This window comes from Paenibacillus sp. IHBB 3054 (assembly GCF_051594305.1).
In the GTDB taxonomy this organism is placed as follows: Bacteria; Bacillota; Bacilli; order Paenibacillales; family Paenibacillaceae; genus Paenibacillus_AQ.
The window spans coordinates 60905-85230 of the sequence record NZ_JBOFBG010000031.1 but is presented as its reverse complement, the minus strand read 5'-3'; the positions used below and the strand labels follow the sequence as shown (position 1 = coordinate 85230).

20 protein-coding genes and 1 pseudogene are annotated in these 24326 nt (G+C 47.9%); 3 read left to right on the top strand and 18 right to left on the bottom strand.

From position 1 onward, the window contains the following. Positions 1–135: 135 nt before the first annotated feature. From ACQ76X_RS25925 to helD, 14 genes and pseudogenes are all read right to left on the bottom strand, one after another. Positions 136–3498, bottom strand: a complete 3363-nt coding sequence (locus tag ACQ76X_RS25925) for an S-layer homology domain-containing protein (protein ID WP_438496636.1) — start codon at positions 3496–3498, stop codon at positions 136–138. A 368-nt stretch (positions 3499–3866) separates the two neighbouring features. Beyond that, positions 3867–4538: an MOSC domain-containing protein gene (locus ACQ76X_RS25920; protein ID WP_438496635.1), complete on the bottom strand. Its 672-nt coding sequence runs from the start codon at positions 4536–4538 to the stop codon at positions 3867–3869. 16 nt (positions 4539–4554) lie between these two features. Continuing rightward, positions 4555–5793 carry an MDR family MFS transporter gene (locus ACQ76X_RS25915; RefSeq protein ID WP_438496634.1) on the bottom strand — a complete coding sequence of 413 codons (1239 nt, stop codon included), beginning with the start codon at positions 5791–5793 and terminating at the stop codon, positions 4555–4557. 23 nt (positions 5794–5816) lie between these two features. After that, entirely contained in the window at positions 5817–6134 is a 318-nt protein-coding gene (locus ACQ76X_RS25910; protein WP_052092395.1) for a YciI family protein, read from the bottom strand. 20 nt (positions 6135–6154) lie between these two features. Continuing rightward, the gene (locus tag ACQ76X_RS25905; protein WP_438496632.1) at positions 6155–7186 is read right to left on the bottom strand and encodes a radical SAM protein; all 1032 of its coding nucleotides are present in this window, start codon (positions 7184–7186) and stop codon (positions 6155–6157) included. Between the two features lie 26 nt (positions 7187–7212). Further along, positions 7213–8433, bottom strand: a complete 1221-nt coding sequence (locus tag ACQ76X_RS25900; protein WP_438496631.1) for a M16 family metallopeptidase — start codon at positions 8431–8433, stop codon at positions 7213–7215. 9 nt (positions 8434–8442) lie between these two features. After that, positions 8443–9702: a M16 family metallopeptidase gene (locus ACQ76X_RS25895; RefSeq protein ID WP_438496630.1), complete on the bottom strand. Its 1260-nt coding sequence runs from the start codon at positions 9700–9702 to the stop codon at positions 8443–8445. A gap of 53 nt (positions 9703–9755) precedes the next feature. After that, positions 9756–9899, bottom strand: coding sequence for a hypothetical protein (locus tag ACQ76X_RS25890; protein WP_156130981.1), 144 nt, complete (start codon positions 9897–9899; stop codon positions 9756–9758). A 27-nt stretch (positions 9900–9926) separates the two neighbouring features. After that, positions 9927–10214: a PqqD family protein gene (locus tag ACQ76X_RS25885; protein ID WP_038598046.1), complete on the bottom strand. Its 288-nt coding sequence runs from the start codon at positions 10212–10214 to the stop codon at positions 9927–9929. A 14-nt stretch (positions 10215–10228) separates the two neighbouring features. Continuing rightward, positions 10229–11263: a radical SAM protein gene (locus ACQ76X_RS25880; RefSeq protein ID WP_438496629.1), complete on the bottom strand. Its 1035-nt coding sequence runs from the start codon at positions 11261–11263 to the stop codon at positions 10229–10231. A gap of 189 nt (positions 11264–11452) precedes the next feature. Beyond that, positions 11453–12037, bottom strand: a complete 585-nt coding sequence (locus ACQ76X_RS25875; protein WP_438496628.1) for a LuxR C-terminal-related transcriptional regulator — start codon at positions 12035–12037, stop codon at positions 11453–11455. Between the two features lie 181 nt (positions 12038–12218). Beyond that, positions 12219–12618 (bottom strand): annotated as a pseudogene (locus ACQ76X_RS25870) (EVE domain-containing protein). Between the two features lie 318 nt (positions 12619–12936). After that, positions 12937–13419 carry a GyrI-like domain-containing protein gene (locus ACQ76X_RS25865; RefSeq protein WP_438496626.1) on the bottom strand — a complete coding sequence of 161 codons (483 nt, stop codon included), beginning with the start codon at positions 13417–13419 and terminating at the stop codon, positions 12937–12939. A 91-nt stretch (positions 13420–13510) separates the two neighbouring features. Beyond that, complete coding sequence (helD, locus tag ACQ76X_RS25860) at positions 13511–15934, bottom strand: RNA polymerase recycling motor HelD (RefSeq protein ID WP_438496625.1); 2424 nt, start codon at positions 15932–15934, stop codon at positions 13511–13513. A 374-nt stretch (positions 15935–16308) separates the two neighbouring features. Between helD and ACQ76X_RS25855 the strand changes: the two genes are divergently transcribed. Continuing rightward, the gene (locus ACQ76X_RS25855; protein ID WP_076113769.1) at positions 16309–17412 is read left to right on the top strand and encodes a glycerol dehydrogenase; all 1104 of its coding nucleotides are present in this window, start codon (positions 16309–16311) and stop codon (positions 17410–17412) included. A gap of 63 nt (positions 17413–17475) precedes the next feature. Here ACQ76X_RS25855 and ACQ76X_RS25850 read toward each other — a convergent pair whose 3' ends face one another. The 3 genes from ACQ76X_RS25850 to ACQ76X_RS25840 all read right to left on the bottom strand — a co-directional run bounded on the left by ACQ76X_RS25850 (position 17476) and on the right by ACQ76X_RS25840 (position 21234). Beyond that, positions 17476–19074: a hypothetical protein gene (locus ACQ76X_RS25850; RefSeq protein ID WP_438496624.1), complete on the bottom strand. Its 1599-nt coding sequence runs from the start codon at positions 19072–19074 to the stop codon at positions 17476–17478. Beyond that, the gene (locus ACQ76X_RS25845; RefSeq protein ID WP_438496622.1) at positions 19067–19780 is read right to left on the bottom strand and encodes an ABC transporter ATP-binding protein; all 714 of its coding nucleotides are present in this window, start codon (positions 19778–19780) and stop codon (positions 19067–19069) included. The genes ACQ76X_RS25850 and ACQ76X_RS25845 overlap by 8 nt, the downstream gene beginning before the upstream one ends. A gap of 167 nt (positions 19781–19947) precedes the next feature. Further along, positions 19948–21234 carry an amidohydrolase family protein gene (locus ACQ76X_RS25840; RefSeq protein ID WP_438496621.1) on the bottom strand — a complete coding sequence of 429 codons (1287 nt, stop codon included), beginning with the start codon at positions 21232–21234 and terminating at the stop codon, positions 19948–19950. Between the two features lie 381 nt (positions 21235–21615). Between ACQ76X_RS25840 and ACQ76X_RS25835 the strand changes: the two genes are divergently transcribed. Then, positions 21616–22047 (top strand): MarR family winged helix-turn-helix transcriptional regulator, encoded by a 432-nt coding sequence (locus ACQ76X_RS25835; protein ID WP_438496619.1) that lies wholly within the window; start codon positions 21616–21618, stop codon positions 22045–22047. A 72-nt stretch (positions 22048–22119) separates the two neighbouring features. On the opposite strand, the gene ACQ76X_RS25830 is transcribed toward ACQ76X_RS25835, so the two are convergent. Further along, positions 22120–22674, bottom strand: a complete 555-nt coding sequence (locus tag ACQ76X_RS25830; RefSeq protein ID WP_438496617.1) for a TetR/AcrR family transcriptional regulator — start codon at positions 22672–22674, stop codon at positions 22120–22122. Between the two features lie 166 nt (positions 22675–22840). Here ACQ76X_RS25830 and ACQ76X_RS25825 point away from each other — a divergent pair, with 166 nt between their 5' ends. Next, a complete protein-coding gene (locus ACQ76X_RS25825; RefSeq protein WP_438496616.1) occupies positions 22841–24316 on the top strand; it encodes a DHA2 family efflux MFS transporter permease subunit in 1476 nt (491 codons plus the stop codon). Positions 24317–24326: the final 10 nt, after the last annotated feature.

Below are 24326 nucleotides of genomic sequence, written 5' to 3'. Positions count from 1 at the left end.
ATATGGAGCCAAACCATGGCTATGCAGAACCACATTTCACCGCCGGACCCCTACCTCGTTCCTCCCAATAAAAAAAGGTATCCGTGAAGCTACGTAACATAGCCTCATGGACACCTCTGATAAGAATCTCGCCTCTTATATTAGACCGGATTTTTGCAGCAGCCGCTTCACCGTGACTGCAACCTCTGATCTTGATATAGGCGCTTCAGGTACGAGTCGGTGATCGCTTCGTCCCAACACAATTCCCGCCTGCAAAATGTCGGTAATGCTTGTCGCTGCCCAGGCTGATACATGACTTGTATCCACGAAAGAACTCAGCAGCTCTTCCCCGTTATTAGTCTGAAGATTTGACTTCAGTCCTGTAATTTTTATCGCTTTGGCCAAAATAACCATCGCTTGCTCCCGAGTAATCTTTTCCAACGGACGGAAGGTACCGTCCTCGAAGCCGTTAATCAGATTATACGAATGCGCTGTACTAATAAAGCTGCTATACCAATCGGTCGACTTCACATCCGAGAATGGAATCGTACTATTGTCCGTCTTCAATCCCAGACCGCGAACGATAATCGCTGCAAATTCTGCACGAGTAATATCTTGGTTGGGATCAAAATCTCCATTCCCAATCCCGTTAATGATCATCCGGGATCCCATATCGTTGACGGCCTCTTTCGCCCAGTGGTGCTCAACGTCCTTGTAGGAAATAGGGTGCCAGATAACAGAATACGTACTGTTCGTTAAGCTGTTGATCTTCGCGTAATACGTCCCGCCATTGAGAATGACTTGTGTAGGCACATGGCGAACCGTTCCATCCGGGTCAATGACAACGGCTGTAGTCACTCGGTTAGGATCCACCCCTTCAGGAATGGCTATGGTCCGTTCCACATAAGCATTGAACTTGGCGACATCCACCGTCTCTCCGCCATATGTGGCCGTGACGGTAAAATCAATTGGAGGAGCAACCAGTTCAAATGCCCCTTTCTCCGACTCTGACTGCACAAGCTTAGCCATCTCTGCGGCAGGTGCGGCAATCTTGACCTGCACCTTAATATCCTGCAGAGAAACCTCGCTGCCAATCAGTTGAGATACAGCATCGATGTTGATTTGAATGGCCGGTAGAGTGTAAGAAGCGTTTTTCGTCTGGATGACGAGCTTCGCCTGCTGGTTCTCCATGTTTTTGATCATTTGGCCATTCAGCTCACCGATCACAATGTTGGCTTCCGCATTGACCGGAACGATTACGGTCGCGCCACTGCCTTCCGCCGCCAGTTTATCCTCCAGTTTTTTCTGGTCGATCGTCACGGTAATCACTTTCAAATCGCCGATCTGACTTGTCACTGCGATGCCCGCCCGCTCAGCAACACCGTTAACCAACACGTCAACACCCGTATTTGGGGCAGAAGTGGCAGTAGGTACAGAAGGTGCTGTTTCAGTTGGTGCAGACGTTGATGGAGCTGGCTCTACAACGGTCACTTTAGCGGTGGAGCTCGTTACCGATGCTGTTTTCTCGCCTGTCTTGCTGTTATCTGTATTGGTCACCACAACGTAGTAGTAGGTTGTGCCTACAGCACTCGTTGGCGCGGTGAACGCCGCGCTCGTTTCGCCCGTCAGCGGCGTGCCGCCTGTCGTGCTGTCCGCCGCATTGCTGTACCATTGGTAGCTCAACGTACCGCCCGCTATCGCCGTTACGCTTAGATCGGCTATGCCGCCTACGCTCACTGTCCGGTCTTCTAATTGGGCCGAAATCGCCGGAGCTTCGGCGTTCGTCAGAGAGTTGACAGCCACTTTAGCCACGTTGCTCGTTGCCGACGCCGTTCTCTCGCCAGTCTTGCTGTTGTCTGTATTAGTCACTACGACGTAGTAATAGGTTGTGCCTTCAACATTCGTTGGCGCGGAGAATGTCGCGTGCGTCTCGTCAGTAAGCGACGTGCCGCCTGTCGTGCTGTTCCCCGTATTGCTGTACCATTGATAGCTCAGTGTGCCGCTGGCCGTTGCCGTAACATCCAGATAAACGGCCTCACCCACACTTACCGTCCGGTCATCCAGTTGGGCTGAAATCACCGGGGTTTCGGCGTTGGTCAGGGAGTTGACGCTAACCTTGGCTACAGCACTTGTAGTCAAAGCCGTCTTCACACCTGTCTTGCTATTATCCGTGTTCTTCACCACGACATAGTAATAGCTTGTGCCGACCATGTTCGTCGGTGCAGAGAACGTCGCGTGCGTTTCGCCAGTCAACGGCGTGCCGTCTGCCGTGCTGCTCTCCGTATTGCTGTACCATTGGTAGCTCAGCGTGCCGCCAGCCGTCGCCGTAACGCTTAGGTCGGCTGTGCCGCCCACGCTCACCGTCCGGTTTTCCGGCTGCCCGGAAATCGCCGGGGCTTCTGCGTTCGTCAGGGAGTTGACGATCACCTTGGCTACAGAACTCGTAGTCAAAGCCGTCTTCTGGCCTGTCTTGCTGTTGTCTGTGTTGGTCACTACAACGTAGTAGTACACAGTGCCGACCATGTTCGTCGGCGCAGAGAACGTCGCATGCGTTTCGCCCGCCAGCGGCGTGCCATCTGCCGTGCTGTTCTCTGTATTGCTGTACCATTGGTAGCTCAGCGTGCCACCAGCTGTTGCCGCAACGCTTAGATCGGCTGTGCCGCCCACGCTCACCGTCCGGTCTTCCGGCTGTCCGGAGATTGCCGGGGCTTCCGCGTTGGTCAGGGAGTTGACGGTCACCTTCGCTACGGAACTCGTAGTCAAAGCCGTCTTCACACCTGTCTTGCTGTTATCCGTGTTCTTCACCACGGCATAGTAATAGGTTGTGCCTACAACATTCGTCGGCGCAGAGAACGACGCGTGCGTTTCGCCCGCCAACGGCGTGCCATCTGCCGTGCTGTTCTCGGTATTGCTGTACCATTGGTAGCTCAGCGTACCACCAGCTGTTGCCGCAACGCTTAGCTCAGCTGTACCACCCAAGCTCACCGTCCGGTCTTCCGGCTGCCCGGAAATCGCCGGGGTTTCGGCGTTCGTTAGCGCATTGACGGCAAATAGCTCTTCCGCCTTAGCGGTAGGGAAGCGAATGGGTTCCGCATGATCCGCTTTGTATATTTCAAAGCCTCCGAAACATACAATCCGGGAAGCAGCAGTTGCCGCTTTTGCGGGGGCTGCCCCTGTCCTTCTTTTTAATACTCTATCTATAGTACGATGCAGCAAGTCCGGCACCACCGGCTTTAATAAGTAATCCAGCGCATTCCCCCCGAAAGCCTCCAAGGCATATTCACGATAAGCGGTAACAAACACGACCTCGATGTCTTCCTGCAACTCCAGCAAACGGGCGGCCAGCTCCAACCCATTCATCTCCGGCATCTCGATATCCAGAAAAACCAGTTCAGGCTTGAGTCCCTTTATATCCTTAAGCATCTCCGAAGGGTCCATGTATGCGCCGACCACCTGCACATCGTTTCTTCCCCCGATCACTTTGTTCAGCACGTTCAACGCAGGCTTCTCATCATCCAATAAGACAATCCTTAGCATCGAACATCACTTGTTTCCTTATGAAATGGAACTCCCGTCTCTTGAGGCCTTCGTTTAAAGTTGGGCACTTGTCCATTCCCCCTCCCTGCTCTCTCCATATTCAGACCCTCTCATAAAAAACGAGCAGTCTAGTCGCATTATGCTACTATTACCCGAATAATTTTCGGGCAATCTTCTAAACCCTTCAACCGGATACGCCTCGAAAAACCTATACAACAAGTTTCGACAATTATCGTCAAAAATCCTCTCCCGCCTCGCACAGGATTTAATGTTGAAAATTTCGCACAAAAAACGCCTTCGCAGCTCTAACTGTGAAGGCGTTTCTTATGCGATCGAAGCAGGTTCTCAATTTACATCCCTTGCAGCCTGTTCGTAGAATCCTCATAATGCCCTGCCAGCCTTAACTTGAAAGTGGTTCTAACGCTTGGCGACAAGGCCTCCACCTGTAAAATGGCCGTGAGCAGCTCTTTATTCCGTATATCCTTATACATAACATCATTGACCATTTCAATGGAGATTTGAGAGGGATGAGTTTTGGAGCAAACGAATTGGCTCTCAATGCTAACCCACCCTTCCTGCAGAACACGCATGAGAAAACCGGTTCTCCCCAGATTTTGAAAAAGGAGCGGCAGTTGAGGGTTGCCAAACTTTTTAGCCAGCTTATGACATGGGGGGCGGGGCTGGGTAACCTCAAGCAACGCCTCCCCCCACATAAAAATATCACCGATATGTACTTCCGATTCCCTCATACCCTGTACTGTAAGATTTTCTCCAAAGGAACCAAAGGGAAGCTCCCTGCATAGCTCCTGTTCCCAGTCATCGTAATATTCTTCAGGATAAGCACAAATCGCTTTGTCTGGTCCACCATGTCTGATTTTGTTCGCCTGTTCATCTCCTTGCAGACCTAGAGCGGATAAGAACACTCGGTCTTTTGTTGGCTTCTTCGTGATCGCAGACAATGCGCGTTTCCCTTCACATTCAATCCATCCGGCTTTTCCGATGTTCACAGAACAGATTTGCATTCTGATTCCACTCTCCTTAAACCGCTGTATCCGTCTGCAGCTCCTTTTGCATTAAGGCGACTTTCTGATTCTGCTCATTACGGATTAGTTGATAGATGGCCACTCCACAGAGAACCAGCAGACCAGCGACAAGCGAAAACATCAGGCCCCCGCCAAAATGCTCAAAGATTAGTCCGAAGCAAATGGGGCCGAGGATTTTGGGGATTTGCATATATAAGCCAAAGATAGAGTTATATCTTCCTCTCATGCCTGCAGGGGCAGCAATGGAAACATATTTTTGCAAATGGATGATGCCTATAATTTCGCCTACGGTAAAAATCAGCTCCGTGACCACTAATACGAGGAAAGATGCAGCAAATCCATAACCCAGACTTACGATGGCAAACAGCACATAACTTATTAATATCATGGACTGCGGTGATTTGTTTTCCGTCTTCTTTGGCAGCCAAACCATGAGCAGAATCACAACAATAGAATTAATCGTCATAAGTCCGGCAAAGATGGAGGATGCATTAGAAAAGTTTGTTTTCAAATGCAGCGGAAGAGTGGTTTCCACCTGCGAGTACAGTAATCCCACAGGAAGCGCGAACAAGGTCAACAGGTACAACAATCTATGTTCCCGGTATGGAAGTCTGGTCGAATGGGCCGCAGGCTTATCGGGCTGCAGGATGTCTTCCGGTCGTGTTTCCGGCACCTTCCACCAAATGAGCAAAGCGAACAAAACAAAAGAAGCCGAACAAATCACAAAGATAATACTCTGATTCAATAGATACACGGCCAAGCCCAGCAAAGGCCCCAGCGCACCGCCAACATTGACTGCACCATGAATAAGGGCAAAGGCTTCCGCACGTTTCTCCTCGGGAACAATGTCAGAAATCTGGGCATTGGCTGCAGGCAGAAACATCGGCATCCCCATACCCCCAAGTACAGAAATCAGAATCAGCATCCACAGGGTATCGGCAAATATAAAACCAAGCATGGACAAAGCCTGAATAGCCAATGATACAAGCATAACCGGCTTGCGCCCGTAACGGTCAGCCAGCCCCCCGCCCCAGAAGCTGAGCATAATTCCCGCCAGCGGTTGAAGACCTACAACCAGCAGAGGCATCAGCACAGTTCCACCAAGCTTATCCGAAATATAAAAAATGAGAAAAGGCCGGATCATAAATGTAGTTAATGCACATAATCCGGTTCCAAACACTCGAATCCATAGTATGGGGTCATGTCGTCTAAAATAAGAAAACGTAAGCCGCATGAAAGAATCAACCTCTCTTCATTCTATTCAACAATGCCCATATGTCCGTTACTCTCAAGCGACAACTCCCAGGTGCGCAATTCATAATTCTCTTTGCCCGAAAGGACATAAGGATCACGCTCTGCTATCTGCACCGCTTCTTCTCTGGACGCAGCGCGGATAATGACCATACCGCCGGCATAATCCGTAAACGGCCCGCACAATACCAGCTTCCCCTCCCGGTCAAGCTCCCGTAAATGGTTCACATGGGCGCGAATGAGTTCAAGACTCATTTTTTCATTCGTTGCATGGCTGAGCAAAATAACATAACGAATATCTTCATCTCTGGTAACATAGCTCATTTGTACATTCCCCTTTTTTATTAGACTGTGATCCGATCTGCAGACTCTGGTGCGGAATGCAGCCAGCAGTGCGTATCATCAGCTAAATAGTCGTGATACAGGCCATAAGCAACCCCGCGGCAGCCCCCGCATTTTTCCCGAATTCCGCATTGTCCGCAGTTTCCGCCCAGGTTGCTCCGGTCACGCAATTGCTGGATAACAGGAGAGCTGTCCCAAATCTCTTTTAAGGGGCGCTCATGGACATTGCCTAAATGTACCGGAAGCATAACACAGGGAGTGACCCAACCATCTGCAGAAATATACCCTTGCGCCATACCGGCTTGGCAGCCTCGGAAGCCCTCCTGGCAGGCTAAAGTGGGATCAACCAAAGCCATTTGCGCCAAGTGGCTGCTGAACTTCATACGACCTTTAAGCTGCTCCCTCTTGTTCACCCACAGCATCGCCAAAGATCTCCATTGCTCGGGAAGCAAGTCCATGCTTTGACTTCCCCGGCCTACAGGCACGAACTGGGACAGATTGAATAGATGGACTCCTTTGGATAAGGCAAATTCAATGACCTGCTCGGTATGATGCACATTTTCCTTGTGGGGAGTAAAGCAGATATGTGTCTGGAGTCCTGACTCCAGAGAAGCATCAATGGCACGTTCCACACGATTAAACAGCCCCTTCAGCCCTCTCACTTCATCATGCGTCTGACCTATACCATCGAGGCTGATCTGGATGCGCTGAAGTCCTAATCCTCTTAATTCCTTCGCTCTTTTCAGATTCAGACCCCAGCCGTTGGTTCCCAGACCCACCTGCATATGATGATGAACGGCATGTTCGATGATCTGTTCGATATCCGCCCGAAGCAGCGGCTCCCCGCCAGATAAGGCCAAATCAATACAACCCATATCCGCCAGCTCGTCAATTAACTGCAAAGCCCGCGCCTGATCCAGTTCTCCCGGAAGACAGGTTCCAGAGCTTGACGAGCAATGTATGCAGTGGGCATTACACAAATTAGTAACCGACCAGACCATATGTACAGGATAGCGGAACCATTCCTCCACCATGTTTAGACCAGCTCCGTTTCTTGTGATTATCCGTATATTTCAAAGCACTCCTGGTTGTTAAAGTACTGCGCGATTATATTTTGAAGGTCACCTATACTAATCTGATCAATGAATGTCAGGAGTTCGCCCAGAGGGACCATACGTCTATGACGCATCCAGGCCTGGGCAATTGAGACCGAACGGCTGTGGGATACGGAAGCATCCAGGGCCATTTGTGTTTTTACTTTTTGCTTGGCACGGTTGTATTCACGTGGTGTGATCCTTCCAGCCTCCATCTGGCGCAGCTCGGCCAGCATCTTTTCTCGGATCCCCTCCAGCTGAGCTGCCCTTGCCAAACCATAGATTTTGAACAGTCCTTTGCCGCCCAATACGGAGTATACACAGGTGATCTGCTGGGCGAATCCAGGGGCAACGATCACATTATAAAGCCTTGAGCCGATGTAATTATCGTCGCCCAGCAAGGTGCATAGCAAATGGACTGCGTAATGTTCTTTATCTTCAAGCGGCGGGAGACTCCAGGCCCATACTGAGTAACATAGATCTGCACGCTTTTGCGAAAGGTTGACCACCGCAGGTTGTGCCATTAGAGGCTGTTCAAGCTCGACCGGAAGCATAGGCTCCTCCCAATCCTGTAAAGCTTGCAGGCAGGACTCCAGTCCGCTGCATTTCTCAAGGCTGCCGGAAATCACCAGCAGAATATTGGAGGGAATGTAATGACGCCGGTGAAATTGTCTAAGCTCCAGAGCGCTCAGTTTTAGAATATCTTCATCGAGACCAATCAACAGTTTGCCGAGACGTCCCGGATACACGTATTGATGGAGCGCATGAGTAAGTCTGCTCCGCGGTTCCTCTAATTGTCTTGATAATTCTTTGCGGATAATATTCTGTTCCAGACCAAAATCTTCTTCCCGCAATAAAGGCTGACGAAGCATATCCATTAATGGAAAAAAGATTCCGGGCAATTCTTCAGGGGTGGAACGGCTGTAGAAGCAAGTATATTCCCAGGTGGTAAAAGCATTCATAGTCCCTGTCATTTGAGTGAACTCGGGACTCATAGTTCCCTTCGGATAGAGCAGCGACCCTCGAAAAAGCAGATGCTCCAGCGCATGTGCTATACCTGTCTGTTTCGGGGACTCATGTCTTGCCCCGCTCAGTACAAAAAATCCGGCCGTCACACTTGCCATTGAAGGCATATCCTCCGTGATTACGTTCAGACCATTTGGATACTTCCACTGCGAGTAGGCCATAACGTCCTCCTAATGATTCAATACTAGCGCTGAAGCGGATACCGGACCCAACGTCACCAGACCCATTTCTGCAGTCGGGGCGGCGTTCTGTAATGCGGACTGAATCGCCTCCGGAGTAACCGAACTTATGGCTTCTTTCATGGCCGTTAACGTCCCGGGGTATCCCGGATACCATGAGGCGGTCAACAGCGTGTTCATTCTGGAAGCTGTACTCTCTGACCTTAGGACCATCTGGTTTAAAAGCTGGTTTTGGGCGGCCTTGACCTCCTCCCTGCTCATTCCGTTATTCCTGATTTGCTCCATTTCTTGAACGATGGCAGATGCCGCCCAGGATACGGAATTCGGTCCGGTGGCCAGATAAAAGGTCATGAGTCCCGTATCCCTGAAGGACATCAAGCTGCTCCGCACTTGATAGGCCAACCCTTTTCTCTGCCGGATACTTTCAAAAAGTCTGGAACCGTCTCCTCCACCCAGCGCCTGTGACAACACAGCAAATGCGAAAAAATCAGGATGTCTGCAGGATACACAGGGCAACGCTGCTGCCAGATGAACGAGTCTGCCTTCCTGTTCTATGGAATACGCACAGGATTGCCAATAAGGGGATTCTTCCCGAGGAATGATCAGTGAATCCTGTACAGCGCCGGCTTCACCGATTTCATCCAGCAGCTTCCCCAGTCTTTCCTTTGAAATACCTCCAACCACAGCAACCACACAATTATTTGGAACATAAAGACGTTCATAGACGCTCTTCACCTTGGGGAAATCCAGCTTCGCTATATCTTCAACCCGGCCTACAGCTGACCGTCCGATCGTTTTACCCCCGGACATTTTCTCACGCAATACATCCATTACGTACGCATTCGGTTCCTTCCGGCGTTTACTTGAAAGAACTGCTGCATACTCCTTGCTGGCCGCAAAGGTCTCAGGGCACAAATCAAACTCCAGGATATCATGCAAAAACAGTTTGAAGACCGGCTCAAATTGATCACAAAGCACTGTAGTCCAGTGGCGTGTCCATTCTATATTGGATGAGGTTTTCAAATTAGCTCCGAAATCCGCCAAAATATCATTGAGATCTTCTTCCTTCTGTTCTCTTCGCCATATCCAATGTTCGAGAATCCGCGAACTGCCTATTTCATCTTCCGCTTCCAGCCTTGCACCTGCACCCGAGAGCAGGCCCAGCGATACCGTGTTAATACCGGCTAACGGAAGATGAATGATTTCCAATCCACTGCTTAACCTCCGGCAGGTTGTTCTGCTCTGATCCATTGGCTGCCTCCTTGTAAAAAGAACCTCCGGCAGCGCCCGAGGCTCCTTGCTTGCTAAATTACTCTCCAGGCAATAACAGATAATTCCCCTAAATCTACAATATCCAGTTCTTGAATGGCTGCCAGCAAATCAGCGTCTTCCATTTCCGCCATATTGTCACGGGCGATGTCCCATAGCAGTTCTCTGGTTGCTTCCATTTCCTCACCTCCTCTCTATAGGGCTGGTCAGGCTGCCTGGAGCAAGCCTCGTTTCAATAGCTTCTGAAGTAATCCGTTCACTTCCCCGCGTCCCTGGTCACACTGGAAGGCTGGAATAGATTCCTCAACAAGCCCCGTAATCTCGGCAACCCGGGCGGGCTGCTCACACAGCTTCAATATGGTATAGGCCAGACGTGACAACACATGGAGCTCGTCCGTAGCCGGGTTGTACACCACGTACTTGCTATTTTCCTCTTTGCGGGTAACAATATTGGATGCGAGTGTTAGTACCGTATCCGAAGTTAAATTTGGCATCTTATCCTCTCCTTCTACACTTGAACTGCTTCAGGAACCACCCAGCAATAAGGATCGCCCATTGAAGCATCGTTATGATAGGCTAATGCCGCAGAGCGGCATCCTCCGCAGATGAACTTATGCTCACAAGTGCCACAATTTCCTTCGTTTCTTGTCGTCCTGTCCCGAATATTCGCTAGGACCGGCGAGTAGCTCCAGATGTCCTGGAAGCTCTGCTCACGCAAATTGCCTGCTGTGAGCGGTAAAGTCACGCAAGGGGTGACATCACCGTTAACCGTGATACGGGCGGTAACATAACCTGCACCACAGCCTATATATTGTGCTGCCTGCTCTGGCGGCAGCATCAGTGCAACACGGCAGTCATGCCAGTATATCTTCAGCTTTCCGGCGTACTCCTGCTGCATGGAGATCCACTCCACAATCACATCGCGAAGCTCATTTGGCGTAAGCGCCAATGCCTGATCTCCCCGTCCTGTGGGAATGAACTCAGATAAATTCACTCCATTTGCACCGAGTCGAGCGGCCAATTCTACGACCTTTCGGCCATCCCTGAAATTAAGCCGGGTCGGCGTATACCCAACAGTTATATTAATCCCATGCTTCACTAATGTTTCTATAGCGCTAACAGCTTTGTCATACAGTCCTTTGACACCGCGCACCTGCTCATGCACTTCCGCCGTTGCTCCATCAATACTGACACAAATCCCGGACACTCCTGCCTCGATGATCCGGCGGCACATCTCATCATCAATCACGGCTCCATTGGTGCCGATCGAAACCATCATCCCCTTCGACGAAGCACGGGAGGCTATGTCCATCCAATCGGGCCTGAGCAGAGCTTCTCCCCCGGAGAGTCCCAGCAGGAGGACACCGGCCTCAGCTAATTGATCAACTACGGAAAGAGCCTCTGCTGCGTCTAGTTCGTCGGGGTGCCGACGGCCTGCGCCTGAATAGCAATGCACACAACTGGCGTTGCACAAAAGTGTAATCTCCCAGACCAGGTAGAACGGAGCTTTGAACTGATCCTGTATTGCTGCAATATTACTCATATTTCCCTCCCTCACCGGGGACGTTTGCTCCCGGCTTTCAATATGTGCTACTAAATTAACATATATTAGAAGCGGAAGGATCGTACATTTGAGGTATTTTTATAATATAATTTGGATATTAAGCCGCAAAAAGGATCACCCCCTCAGTCAACTACCGGGAGATGATCCTTTTCTATTACTCACTAATTATTATTTAAGCAGCTCGGCAAAAAAGAGAGAAACTGCTTCCTTTTGGTTGTGTACTCCAAGCTTGCTCAAAAGATTACGGATATGGGTTCGTACCGTAGTATAAGAAATGTGTAGCTCTATAGCAATCTGCTGCGTTGTATGGCCTCTGGATAATAGGTCCAGCACTTTATTTTCTTGTGAAGTCAGCTTTTCCATCAGGGAAAAAATCGCGGCCTGTTCGAGGGTCACCCAGATTAACCGTTTATCGTAGCTGCTGGCCCGTATATTCTTCAGGAAAGGAACCCGGACCGAACCACGTTGAACAAATACCCTGCGTGATCCGTTGCAATTGTTCATATGTTTTGTAGCACTTAGAACCTGGCAGGTTTTACAGAGGCTGTTCCCGGTAGAATCACTGAAGAGATCAAGGGAACGGCAGGCCTTGCCGACCGCTTGTGTGGCCGAAATACCAAGCAGCGTACCAAGCTCCGCGCTCCATTGTAAGACTTTCCCCGTCTCATCGATGATAAAATAGCAGTCAGAAGTGCGCCTGATCCAACTCATATCCTCTACATTGGTTACGAAAGGCGCTTTGAGCTCTCCCATCTCTTTACCCCCATTTTCCAAACAGTGATTAGTGAAGTTTGTCTGGATGCAGGTTCCAAAAAGAAAAAATAATTGCATTATTTTCTATTTATTTGATTATAGCATTGCTTTCGAGACTGTCAATTCCTCATCACAAAGATACTAATAAGTACGTTCTATGCTATAAAAAACCTTCTATCTGCTAATTGCTCAACATCGCACTGGCAATCGTCATAAAGTCCTCTCGGCCGATCTCCAAATGACCGAAGCGGAGGGAATACCCCCACTTGGGATTCCCGCGCGTGAAGCTACGGCATATAGCTGATATTTCTGCAGAATGGCACAAACGATTCGGACATCTGATAGTTGTAGACGTTATCATCAGCCACTTCCCCAATAGCAGTGAACGCTTGGAGTGGTGCCCCGTTCATCATATCTGTACGCGGGGAGTAGTAGATCAGCCAATCGCCTGCCTGCATCTTGCGTAAAGGTGCTGAGTTGCCGTGGCAGAACTGCGCGAAGCCGCCCATCTCTCCATGCTTCACGTGGGATGCAGACACGACACCAATCCAGAAGCGGCTTTGTTGACTTATTTCGTCCATTTGCATACCTCAATCCCCTTCCTTGTTTACATCATCTATTGATCTATATAGATTGAATTTAAGATTTTCCCATTTTGGCGAGGAAGTAACTACGGTGAATATTTGGACTTCCGGCCGCTGTTGTCCCCAGATTTCTTGATTTAACCCACTATATGTGATGGAAATCCGGTGACAAAGGCGGTCGCTATCGCTCCTACAGTTCCAAATTTCCCCTTCGTTACTTTTGCCCTTTTGTGTAGTTATTAAATTCATTCTATATAACTATACAAAAACGCTACTGACAGCCTTATGTCAGTAGCGTTTTAACATGCTCTCCAGCTATTTAATGGCTATATAAATCTGCACTTCTGTGTTTGCTGGATCCGAATTCTTGGAATCATAAAGCTCAAAATCGCCCGTATAGGTTCTCACTTCCGGCGATTGCTTGAAATAGGTCCATATCTCCCGCCACGCCTCAGGCACCACTTCATACATAGGTCCCTTCTTTGCCGTGAAAACGATGTAATTACTTTCGGGTATTTCCACAACCGCATGATTATTGTCATCCTGGACGAATTCATTATCTGTTTCATGTCCAATTACAACGGTATAGGCTCCGTTCACGTCGCTTTCATAATCCGTATACAACGAGTATAGGAATTGAGGATTTCTGACCCCCGCCGTAGAAACAAGATTGCTCTGAAAGTAGGTGTCCCAAAGTTTTGGCAATCGTCCATCCGGTCCCGTTTCTTCAGCGTTTGTTGTACGTACAGCCACTCCAGTAATGATCAGCTTGGGCTTGTGGGTCGTATAAGTGTTCATGGTTGAATCCTCTCCTTTCTCCAAAGTATACATGGAGAAACTCGACATCTGACTGTCATGTTTATGAAGGGAGATCCTTGGTTAGTATTCATCACTGAATTTGCTCTACCTCATACAAGGACTTATCCGATGCCGGAAGGAATGGGGTCCACTCTCCCGTTGTGTAGAGCAGAAGCCGGTGCATAGCACGCGTGCATGCGGTATAGAATAACTTGCGCTCGCTCTCTAGATGATACGTCTGCGAAGATGCGTCGTAGATTAGAACGGCATCGAATTCAACGCCCTTGGCGAGATATACGGGGAGGATCAGGGTTCCCTTCTCAAAGTTGGGCGTACTCTTCGTCACAAGCTTCAACCCCTGGCATCCCTGAGCTGTAAGGAGATCATAGGCAGCTTTGCTTTCGGCCGCTGTCTTGGTGATGATCCCGATGGAGACCAAGCCTTCCCCCTGAAGAGCCGCAAGATGCTCAGCTATTCTTGCGGCCCGCTGCCCGCCGCTGCCCATCTGAGAGAGGAGCGGTTTCCTGCCCCTGCGTTCAAAGGCTACAATCTCCTTGGCGTTAGGCAATAAAGACTTCGTGAATTCCACAATCTCACGCGTTGACCGGTAACTGCGAACCAGACGGAATAAACTCGTTTCAGATTGGCCATACAATCCGATGAGCGGTGAATCTTCGCCGTACAGTTCTGTGGCCTGAGCAAAGATAGCCTGACCGAAATCGCCAAGCACCGTCATGCGGGCACGGGGAAACATTTTTTTGAGGAACTCATACTGAAACATCGAATAATCCTGACCCTCATCGACGAATACATGCCGGATCTCCGTGTTCACCCGGACGCCCTCGATGAGCTCTTTCAGGTACAGGTACGGTGTCGCATCTTCATAGAAGAGTTCGGACCGGCTTAGCCTCTCCTTGGTTTGTTGACAGATTTCCGGCCAGAGCAGGGAAATTCCAGCTTCATTCGTCATCTCCGCCAAAGCATTCTCTTCTTCAAAGAACTGGATGTACAGCCCAATCATGTCTATGAACAACATCCGCTTCACACTTCGCTTCAGCGGTTTAAATTGCTCCTTCACGACCATCCGGCGCAGCAGTGCTTCCTCACGCTCAGCATAATCGAAATCGCCCTCGTCCAGCCTCCGCTTGCCGCGCTGCATTTCGCGCGCTTCTTCATATTGTTCGGCAAAGTCAAACACACCTCTGTCTTTATGCAGTTCATTAAACGCTTCGGCGTACTGATCGTTGTCTAGATAATCAAGCTCCTCCTGCACCCAGAACGCCTCACGTTCCTTGTCTTCCAGCAGAGAAAGTTCACGCAGCAGCCACTCCTGCAGCAAAGCGATGCGGTTGGATAAGCGAATGGAAGGATCATAGCTGTAAAATCGCGATTCCATTTGCTTAGCTGTAATCAAATCGCGATCCCGGAAGCGAATGCTTGTGAATCGCATGCCCTTCCCCTCCAACCCCTGAGCATAATTCCGGAGCGCTTGAAGAAAGTCCACAGATGCTTTGTATTGGATTCCTTTCAGCCGGGCTTCATACCCGCGATCAGATTGTTCTTCCAGCACGTATTCAATCTGGTCGAAGGGATCCTCTAAACGAAACGTCCTGCCAAGCCAGTAATCGAGATATTCATGGAAGGTCGTCTGCTGCATGTTCTCTTCACCGAGTTCAGGAAGAACGGTAGATACATAACTGTTAAACATCGGATTAGGTGAGAACAGCACAATTTGGTCAGCCCTTAGCCGTTCGCGGTGTTTATACAGCAGGTACGCCACCCGCTGCAGGGCCGCCGAGGTTTTCCCGCTGCCAGCCGCCCCCTGCACGATCAGCATCCGGCTGTTGTCATCGCGGATAATGGCATTCTGTTCCTTCTGGATCGTCGCGACGATACTCTTCATCTGATTGTCCGCACCCTTGCCAAGCACCTGCTGCAGCAATTCATCGCCAATCGTTAAGCTCGTGTCGAATACGTTCTGCAATTGATCTCCGCGAATCTGATACTGCCGCTTCAGCTGCATCGTTCCAGCGATAGCCCCACCCGGCGTATCATATCCGGCCGCGCCCGGTGAATAATCGTAATACATACTAGCGATCGGAGTACGCCAGTCGTACACCAGAAAACTCATGCCATCTGAGTCAATGAAAGATGACACACCGATGTAGACTTGCTCGGCAGTGTTCAAGCCATCCTCATGAAAATCAATGCGTCCGAAGTAGGGAGAGGACAGCAGCCGTTTCATGTTTTTCCATTGCTGCGAGCGCAACCGCTGGCTTCGCTCCCGTTCGGATAATAAAGATTCTTGCTGCCTGATACTGTAGAAGGTCTCTTCAAAATCTTCGCTAGTACTTGTGTTTACAGTTACCTCTTCCCAAAACTGCTTGCGGATGTCCACCACTTGGTCATGCAGCCCGGCCACCTCCGGCTCCAGTTCGGTGATCCTCGCTTGCAGCTTTTCCATAACCTGCTTCAGCCGTTCCTGTTCTTGCTTCCAATCCTCCGCACTTATCATCTGTCTGCATACACTCCTTCATTCGAATTTGTAAAATGAAAGTTTGACAACCCGTATTACTGTATGGTAAGATTAAGTTGTAAATAAGATAGGATTATTAGGCGATTCGCAAAATAAATGATTAGTAATTCTCCAATCATATCATAATGCCTCTGTGTGCACAACTCCATTTATACATAATTAGCCCCGGCAGATTTGCCGGGGTTTTTAATTGCCAGGGTCCTTGAAATTCCCGCAACTTAACCTAACATGATTCCTATGGAGGCTCCTCAATCTGAGGGGCTGTTTTCTTTTTCAGGGAACAAATCCAATCATTGAATGCATAATCAGCTCACCTGCAGTAGATAATTTCTAAAACAAGGAGAGTGGTTAAATTGAAACGATCGGTAAAATCAGTCACGTCCCCCAAGAAATTTATAGTAGGTCACCACTTATTAAACGAACTATCTACGTATACCACTACTTATGGTGACCATGCTTATGTAATTTGTGACGAATTCATCCTGGATCGTGCAGCGAAAGAAGCGGGGCAATCCTTTGAAGAAGCTGGACAGCAGAGTGAGTTCGTGAAATTTAATCTACAAATTACTCAGGAAGAAATCGATAGGCATTGTGAAGCGGTTAAAAAATCAGGCGCTAATGTGATTGTGGGTATTGGCGGCGGGAAAACCTTAGATACCGCTAAAGCCACTGCTTATTATGTACATTTGCCTGTGGTTATCTTCCCAACCATCGCTTCAACCGATGCCCCCTGCACCGCACTTTCTGTCATCTACAAAACAGACGGCTCGTTTGACCGCTATCTGTTCCTGCCAACCAATCCAGATGTGGTCTTGGCAGATACAAATATTTTAGCAAGTGCTCCCACCCGTTTTTTTGTCGCTGGAATTGGAGATGCGCTAGCCACTTATTTTGAAGCGCGCGCCTGCTACCAAAAAAATGGTGATAATCTGGTCAATTTGAAACCCTCGCTTGCCGGATTAGGTATCGCCAAGATGTGCTATGACACTGTTCTGGAATATGGCCTTCAAGCGAAGATAGCCGTTGATCATAAAGTTTCCACTCCTGCCGTTGAAAAAACAATTGAAGCCACCATCTATTTAAGTGGTGTGGGGGCTGAGTCCGGCGGTTTAGCCGCTGCTCATGCCATTCATAACGGAATGACCGCGGTTCCCTCGCTGCATCATGCTCAGCATGGCGAAAAAGTAGTGTTTGGTTTATTAACACAGCTTGTTTTAGAAAGTGCACCCAAAGAAGAAGTGGAAACGGTCATCAACTTCATTAAAGAAGTGGGCTTACCCTTAACATTAAAAGATCTCGGTCTGGATCAGTTTAGAGAGGAAGAATGGCGGAAAGTGGCGGAAGATGCATGTGCCGAAGGAGACACGATGGGCAATATGCCACATCCCGTAACTCCTGATGACGTATACCAGGCCATCATTGCGGCAAATGCATTGGCAGAATATTACCATAATTAAAATCTCGAAACCTATTGAACCGCTAAGCAGCCAGTTACCGGGATGGAACCGACAGCTGGCTGTTTAAAGCCGCTGAAACAACTGCTCCCCTTTTGTCTGCATATATCTATACATTGCTAGGCATGCCGCTATCATAATCATGCCAACCGCTAACAAGAGGAGATTTGCATTTACCTGCGTCAGAAGAAGGGATAGTCCCAAGGGAACTAATAAACTGATGATCCCTATGAGCATAGATACAAGGACTGCTGCACTCTGTTTGATTACCGTAACTTCGCTTTTCCACTCCAGGTTAGGTAATTTCAAGTTAACAATAATGCCCATCAGCGCGGAATAACAAGCATAGATCAAAGGGATAACAAGCAATAATAAGCTTTCCATCCATCCCGTGCGCAACGATATCATAAGCATTACACTACTAATACTCAGGACCGGTAATGTGATGGTCAGATTCACGGCAACTTTGCTAAGCCATATCGCTTGTTTCGATACGGGTGAGCTTTTTAGTATCCATAAATTGTTGCCTTCAAGCGAAATGGAACTTGACGTTGTGCAGCTTAACACTACAAATAAGGATAGTAGGATGGGAGCCAGCGTACTCAGATAATGGGATAATTGTGGAATTTCAATCATTTCCCCCAGCTTCTCCGAACTGACAAACAATAAGGCAACCGACATCACCAGTAATAGAATCATGCCTATACTTGTGTTCAGCACATAAACAGAAGAGCCAAAATATCGGCGCAACTCCTTCTTATACAGTGCACGGAATGGAGATGAGGCTTCTAACGGCTTCATGGTATATTTGCTGCCTGCATGACTGGTCATTAGACCTGTATGAATCGCTTTATATCTTGTACTTAACACAGTGGCAAATATAATAAATGAAAGTACGGATAACGCAATAAATAATAATAATGAGCCTACCTGATACGAGCAGACCGCATCGACATAAATTTCTGCAAGAGGATACAGCTTAAATATCATATCGGCCAGCTCAGTCCCCATATCAGCAAGTGCCTGCTCGTTTCCATTCAGCGTAAATGAACCGACCATAAGTGCAATCATAATGGCAAAAGTTAATACAAGACTGATCATCCGGCTCGCTTTAAACCGGGAAGAGATCCAGCTAATGCATGAGCCAATAATCGTTGCCGCAATAATCGGCAGTAATGGGATAAATAAAAGTGTCATTAGAAAAAACAGATAAAATAACGTCCCCGGATTCACTTTTATAGCATATACCACACCTGCTGGCAGCATGACCATCAAAGAAAAGAACAAATTCAGCACATAGAGCTGAAGAACACGGCTTGCGACCACATGACTCGTCTTTATCGGCAGCGACATCACCAAATCGTAGTCCTTATAGCTGAATAATACACCGCTTGCCTTATAGACCGTGGTGAAGAACCCTACAATAGAAGTAACAGCCATCATAATCGCCAGTAATAGATCCATTCGCCCCATTTGTTCAAAAGTCACTGCCAACATGAAGCTGTATCCGAATGAAACTACTGCTATCATGAGCACTCCCACAAAAATACCAAAGGCGAGTAAAAGCGATTTTCGTTTTTCTTTAACATCTTTTGTATGTAAAGCTTTGTTCAACCCAAATGAAGAAAACAACTGCAGCTTCGTTAATCTCCAGATATTAATCATTGTCGATCAGCTCCATGAATAAGGCTTCCAGGCTATTTTCGCCCTTTACTTCTTCTGTCTTGCCCTGGGCTACCAATTGGCCTCCCTTTATGATCGCTATCTTATTGCAGAGCTTCTCTGCCACATCCAGCACATGCGTGGAGAAAAAGATGGCACTGCCATTGCTGCACAGCTCTACCATGATTGTCTTTAGCATGTGAGCGGCCTTTGGATCAAGGCCAACAAAGGGTTCGTCTAACACTAACAACTTTGGTTGATGAATGAGCGCAGAGATGATCGCAAGCTTCTGCTTCATCCCATGGGAATACGATGAGATCATATCCCCCAAATGGGCCGTAATTTGAAAAGCATCGCTGTATTTTTTAATAAGCAGCTCACGATCCGCTTTGGATACACTAAAGAGATCACCGATAAAATTCAAGTACTGGATGCCGGTAAGATGATCGTACAGATCCGGGTTATCCGGAATATACGCTATCCTCGCCTTGCAAGCGACCGGATCTTTTCTAATGGAGATACCGTCAATTTCAATATCCCCTTCTTCAAAATCAAGCACGCCCACTACTGCCCGAATGGTTGTTGTTTTACCTGCTCCGTTATGTCCGATAAAGCCGTAGATATCGCCTGGCTCCACCACCAAATTCAAGTCATTTACTGCCTTTTTACCACCCTTATAGCTTTTGGTAAAATGTTTGATTGTAAGCATTCCCTTCACCCTTTCAATGAGTTTTTTCCCATACGCTCTTCCCGTAGAATAACTATAGTACGAATAGCACCACCCGAACGTTCATTTGTCTGTATAGATATTAAAAAAAGCCCATCCCCCTTAGGATGGACTTCCTCATTATTAAAAAATCAAGCGCCAGCGTGGTTTCACACTTCTTCTACTTTCTGAATGCCGCGCAGCCATATTCCACGGATAGATAACGTATTGGAAATAGTTGTGGTCGGGTCGCCGTCGACCAAGACCAAGTCTGCCCTTGCCCCCTGAATGATACGCCCGCGGTCGTTCAGGCCGAACCGGCGGGCTGTTTTTGAAGTAGCGGACTGAAGAGCTTCTACGGGCGTGAATCCCGCTTCCACCAATAGCTGCATTTCATGGTGTACACTGGCCCCATGGGCAAGCCCGCCAAGCGATGGAACCGGCACGGAAACATCCGTACCCACCAGGATGTCTACACCTGCATGATGAAGATCCATCACATTCCGGTAGTTGTCTTCCATGCTGCCTTGCGGGTAGGTATGGAAGCTGGCATTCAGCGTATCCAACCATTCCGGACTAAGCCTGGAACTCACACGGTGATCCTTGGCCAATTCCGCTGCGGAGTTACCGATAATGGAAGAGTTCAAGACCAGACACGGTGTAACGAAAGCACCGGCCTCTGCGATCATTCTCACCAGATCCGAAGTATGGTCCGGGCGGTCGATGAATAAATGGGCCAGACCATCGACCCCGACTTCGATGGCTTGCCGGGAGGAGTCCGCAGTCAACACATGGGCAATCGCAATCTTGCCGTACCGGTGCGCTTCCCCTACGGCTGCACTTAGAATATCTTGGCTTAAGACAGGCAATCCGGGGGCGGCCAGTACCGTCCCTTCCTCAATCATAATCTTAATATAGTCGGCTCCCTCCCTGAGTTGTTCGCCCACAAATACCAGCGCCTCATCCCTGTTCGATACCGCAGCCGCTTCTCCGTGATCGTGATCATGGGCATGAGCAGCCAGCATAGCGTTGCGATCTTCCTCGCTCATTTTCTCCAATTCCTTCAGTACAAAATCCGGGATTTCCCCATCCCCAGGCATAAGTTCATCGGGATGCCCTCCAGGAGGTGTGACCCCCATTCCGGCAGAGCGCACGTCGGCAATATCCTCAATCCCCTGGAGCTGTGCCTCGCGGCCGTTTTTCGTAAACCCGCCCATCATTTCCAGTTCAGTCGTCACACCGAATTTCAGTGCATCGCGCAGGCCCTCTACGGAAGTGTGAACGTGGGCATCGATCAGACCCGGCAGTAAAGTCCCTCCTTTCGCATCAATGGTGATCGCATGTGCCGGTATTTCCCCGCCTACCGATAGGATCTGTTCACCTTCAATCAGGACCGTCGTGGCTCTGATCACGTTCTCGCCGTCAAATATGCGCGCATTGGTGATTGCTGTAATCATTGTGATACCTCCTATAATGGGATAGTGTTTTTATTGATTGAAATATAACAGTTAGACTTCTAACTGTCAATCGTAATATTATAGAATGAACTTAATAACTACACAAAAGGGCAAAAGTAACGGAGGGGAAATTTGGAACTGTAGGAGCGATAGCGACCGCCTTTGTCACCGGATTTCCACCGCATATAGCGGGTTAAACCAAGAAATCTGGGGGACAACAGCGGCCGGAAGTCCAAATATTCACCGTAGTTACGTCCTCGCCCAAATGGGTAAATCTTAAATTCAATCTATATATTCATTTAGATTTGACAATTAAGGGACCGAAAATTAAGATGTTCTTATAATTAGAATTCAAACTATAGCAAGGGAGTCAGGCACAGGATGACGAAGCAAGCTTTGCTTACCCCCTACTCCGATTTGATCCGGGAGATTGGATTGAAAATCAGAGGTATGGCCAATGTCAGATTATCGGAACTGGGACTGAATGCGCAGCAAGGGCAGATGATGGGCTATATTTTTGAGCATCAGGACAAAGGTGTGATCCAGAAGGATTTGGCCGAGCGTTTCAACCGTAAGGGAGCCACCATCACCAGCATGCTTCAGGGGTTGGAGAAAAAAGGGTATATCAAGCGGGTGATTCCGGAAGATAATGAACGGCAGAAAAAAATATATTTATTGAAAAAAGGGGCCGACCTCGTCGAAGAATTCCACGATATATTCATGGAAGTAGAACAATGCGTTACCCAGGGCCTTACCGAAGAAGAAAGCGCGGCCTTCTTGAAGTTGTTAATCAAAGTGAAAGAGACTTTATAGCAAGACACAGCCACTCCTGTGAGTGGTTTTTTTATTGAGCTGAACCCTCTCGCTATATGCGGACCTAACTTGTTACAAAAACCTTCTTCTATGCATCAAGGTAATTTGCGCTGCTATGTATTCAGAATTATATTGGATGCCATCCTTAATCCACCACATAATAATCCCCAGCAGTGATGATACCACAATATCGACTGAAACAACCTCCTTTGTGGAATCTATTCTTCTCGCGTTTCTTCGTGTTTCTATCGTATTTTTCAACAGGTTGGACAAGTGATTTTTGAAGCCTTTATGCTCAACGAATACAGCAAAGACCTTCCGGTATTCATAAAAATAATTTAAGAATGTAACCAACTGCTCCTGTTCGTTGCTGCTCTTCACTTGTAATAGCGGTTCAACTTTCATGGACAGGTCATCAAAGATTTCATGTACGATCTGGCGCAACAAATCGTTAATATCCTCGTAATGCAAATAAAACGTTGCACGATTCAGTTCTGCCCGGTTGGCGATTTTTTGGACGGTCAACTGCGAAATATCCGAATTTTCTTCTAATAATGAAAAAACGGCACTCTTCAGCATCTTTTTCGAGCGAATGGCTCGTGGATCTACTCTCTTTTGTGCAGACATTTCATCCCTCTATTATCGTTTATTTGTCACTTCATCTACTAATCCACCGGTTCTGTCGATTAGTCAACATTTTCAATAAAATTGTAAATAGGAATAATTCTTAATTACTGATATGATTCATTTTATTGACACTGTGTCGAAAAAGCAATGAAGAGGGGATTACACCGTGCAAGAAGACGTTAAGAAAATAAATAAAGGGATCTTACTAACCATCTTAATTCTGGGTTGTTTCTTATCCACACTCAATCAGACGTTATTAAATGTTGCCTTAAGTAATTTAATGGATGTATTTCATGTCACGGCAACGACCGTACAATGGATTTCAACAGGCTTTATGCTGGTCAACGGGATATTAATTCCGATTACAGCCTATTTAATGAAACGCTATACAACGCGGCAATTATTTCTAAGCGCCATGTTATTTTTATTAATGGGCTCGATCATTTGTGCAGCGGCACCAAGCTTTATTGTGCTCTTAATAGGACGTATGATCCAAGCCGCCGGTGCAGGCATTATTATGCCGCTCATGATGAGTGTTGTGCTCGCTATCTTCCCTATTGAGAAACGCGGCAGCGCTATGGGGCTGCTTGGACTGGCGATGATCTTCGCTCCTGCCATTGGACCGACTCTCTCGGGATTTATCGTCGAATATCATTCTTGGCGCTGGTTATTTATTGGCCTCATCCCACTTGTCGTCATTGTCATAGTGCTGGCATTCAAATATTTAGTGAATGTATCCGACACGTCTAAGTCGAAGCTCGATGTAGTAAGTGTTTTTTTATCAACAATCGGATTTGGCTTAATCTTATACGGCTTCAGCAGTGCAGGCAGTAAAGGCTGGGACGATGTATTGGTGATCCTGTCCTTAGGGATTGGGATCGTTGTAACGGCCATATTCTGTATTCGACAAATCAAGTCCGATGACCCGCTGTTAAACCTGTCTGTCTTCAAAAATAAAATCTTTACGTTAACTTCTCTAATTAACGTGCTAGTCACGATGATGATGTACGCAGATATGATTCTATTGCCTATTTATCTGCAGAATGGCCGTGGATTTACAGCATTTGATGCAGGGCTTCTATTATTGCCGGGTGCGCTTGTAAATGCTTTGATGTCACCCGTCACCGGTAAATTATACGACCGTTTCGGGGCGAAGCCATTGTTTATCATTGGTTTACTGTTTATTATTCCATCCATGTGGGCGGTAACAGATCTATCTGAATCGACAACGTATATGTATTTAATGATTCGTACGATTTGCCTGCGAATTGGATTAAGCTTCATTACCATGCCACTTAATACGGCGGGACTAAATGCGCTGCCCAAGCAACTCGGTACGCATGGTACAGCAGTGAATAATACCGTCCGCCAAATTGCAGGGGCGATTGGTACGGCTGTCGTGATTACGATTTATACAGTGCAGGCAACAAGCCATGCAGCTACAGTGCTCCAGCAGAATCCTTCTACTACTGCTGAGCTTCTTAAATCCCTTACATCGATTTTAGGGGCAAGTGACGCCTATTACTTCATGATGATTCTATCCATTGCCGCGCTTGTTATCACATTATTTATGCCCACGAAAAAGAAGATCATGATTGAAAAAAAGGCAAACGTAGTCAGCAAGGAAGAACCTCTGTTGTAACACGCATGAG

What these genes read in the sequence shown, in the direction of transcription:
- ACQ76X_RS25920 (WP_438496635.1), bottom strand. Translation starts at nt 4,538, where the DNA reads ATGCAAATCTGTTCTGTGAACATCGGAAAAGCCGGATGGATTGAATGT.
- ACQ76X_RS25915 (WP_438496634.1), bottom strand. Translation starts at nt 5,793, where the DNA reads ATGCGGCTTACGTTTTCTTATTTTAGACGACATGACCCCATACTATGG.
- ACQ76X_RS25910 (WP_052092395.1), bottom strand. Translation starts at nt 6,134, where the DNA reads ATGAGCTATGTTACCAGAGATGAAGATATTCGTTATGTTATTTTGCTC.
- ACQ76X_RS25905 (WP_438496632.1), bottom strand. Translation starts at nt 7,186, where the DNA reads ATGGTGGAGGAATGGTTCCGCTATCCTGTACATATGGTCTGGTCGGTT.
- ACQ76X_RS25900 (WP_438496631.1), bottom strand. Translation starts at nt 8,433, where the DNA reads ATGGCCTACTCGCAGTGGAAGTATCCAAATGGTCTGAACGTAATCACG.
- ACQ76X_RS25895 (WP_438496630.1), bottom strand. Translation starts at nt 9,702, where the DNA reads ATGGATCAGAGCAGAACAACCTGCCGGAGGTTAAGCAGTGGATTGGAA.
- ACQ76X_RS25890 (WP_156130981.1), bottom strand. Translation starts at nt 9,899, where the DNA reads ATGGAAGCAACCAGAGAACTGCTATGGGACATCGCCCGTGACAATATG.
- ACQ76X_RS25885 (WP_038598046.1), bottom strand. Translation starts at nt 10,214, where the DNA reads ATGCCAAATTTAACTTCGGATACGGTACTAACACTCGCATCCAATATT.
- ACQ76X_RS25880 (WP_438496629.1), bottom strand. Translation starts at nt 11,263, where the DNA reads ATGAGTAATATTGCAGCAATACAGGATCAGTTCAAAGCTCCGTTCTAC.
- ACQ76X_RS25875 (WP_438496628.1), bottom strand. Translation starts at nt 12,037, where the DNA reads ATGGGAGAGCTCAAAGCGCCTTTCGTAACCAATGTAGAGGATATGAGT.
- ACQ76X_RS25865 (WP_438496626.1), bottom strand. Translation starts at nt 13,419, where the DNA reads ATGAACACTTATACGACCCACAAGCCCAAGCTGATCATTACTGGAGTG.
- helD (WP_438496625.1), bottom strand. Translation starts at nt 15,934, where the DNA reads ATGATAAGTGCGGAGGATTGGAAGCAAGAACAGGAACGGCTGAAGCAG.
- ACQ76X_RS25850 (WP_438496624.1), bottom strand. Translation starts at nt 19,074, where the DNA reads ATGATTAATATCTGGAGATTAACGAAGCTGCAGTTGTTTTCTTCATTT.
- ACQ76X_RS25845 (WP_438496622.1), bottom strand. Translation starts at nt 19,780, where the DNA reads ATGCTTACAATCAAACATTTTACCAAAAGCTATAAGGGTGGTAAAAAG.
- ACQ76X_RS25840 (WP_438496621.1), bottom strand. Translation starts at nt 21,234, where the DNA reads ATGATTACAGCAATCACCAATGCGCGCATATTTGACGGCGAGAACGTG.
- ACQ76X_RS25835 (WP_438496619.1), top strand. Translation starts at nt 21,616, where the DNA reads ATGACGAAGCAAGCTTTGCTTACCCCCTACTCCGATTTGATCCGGGAG.
- ACQ76X_RS25830 (WP_438496617.1), bottom strand. Translation starts at nt 22,674, where the DNA reads ATGTCTGCACAAAAGAGAGTAGATCCACGAGCCATTCGCTCGAAAAAG.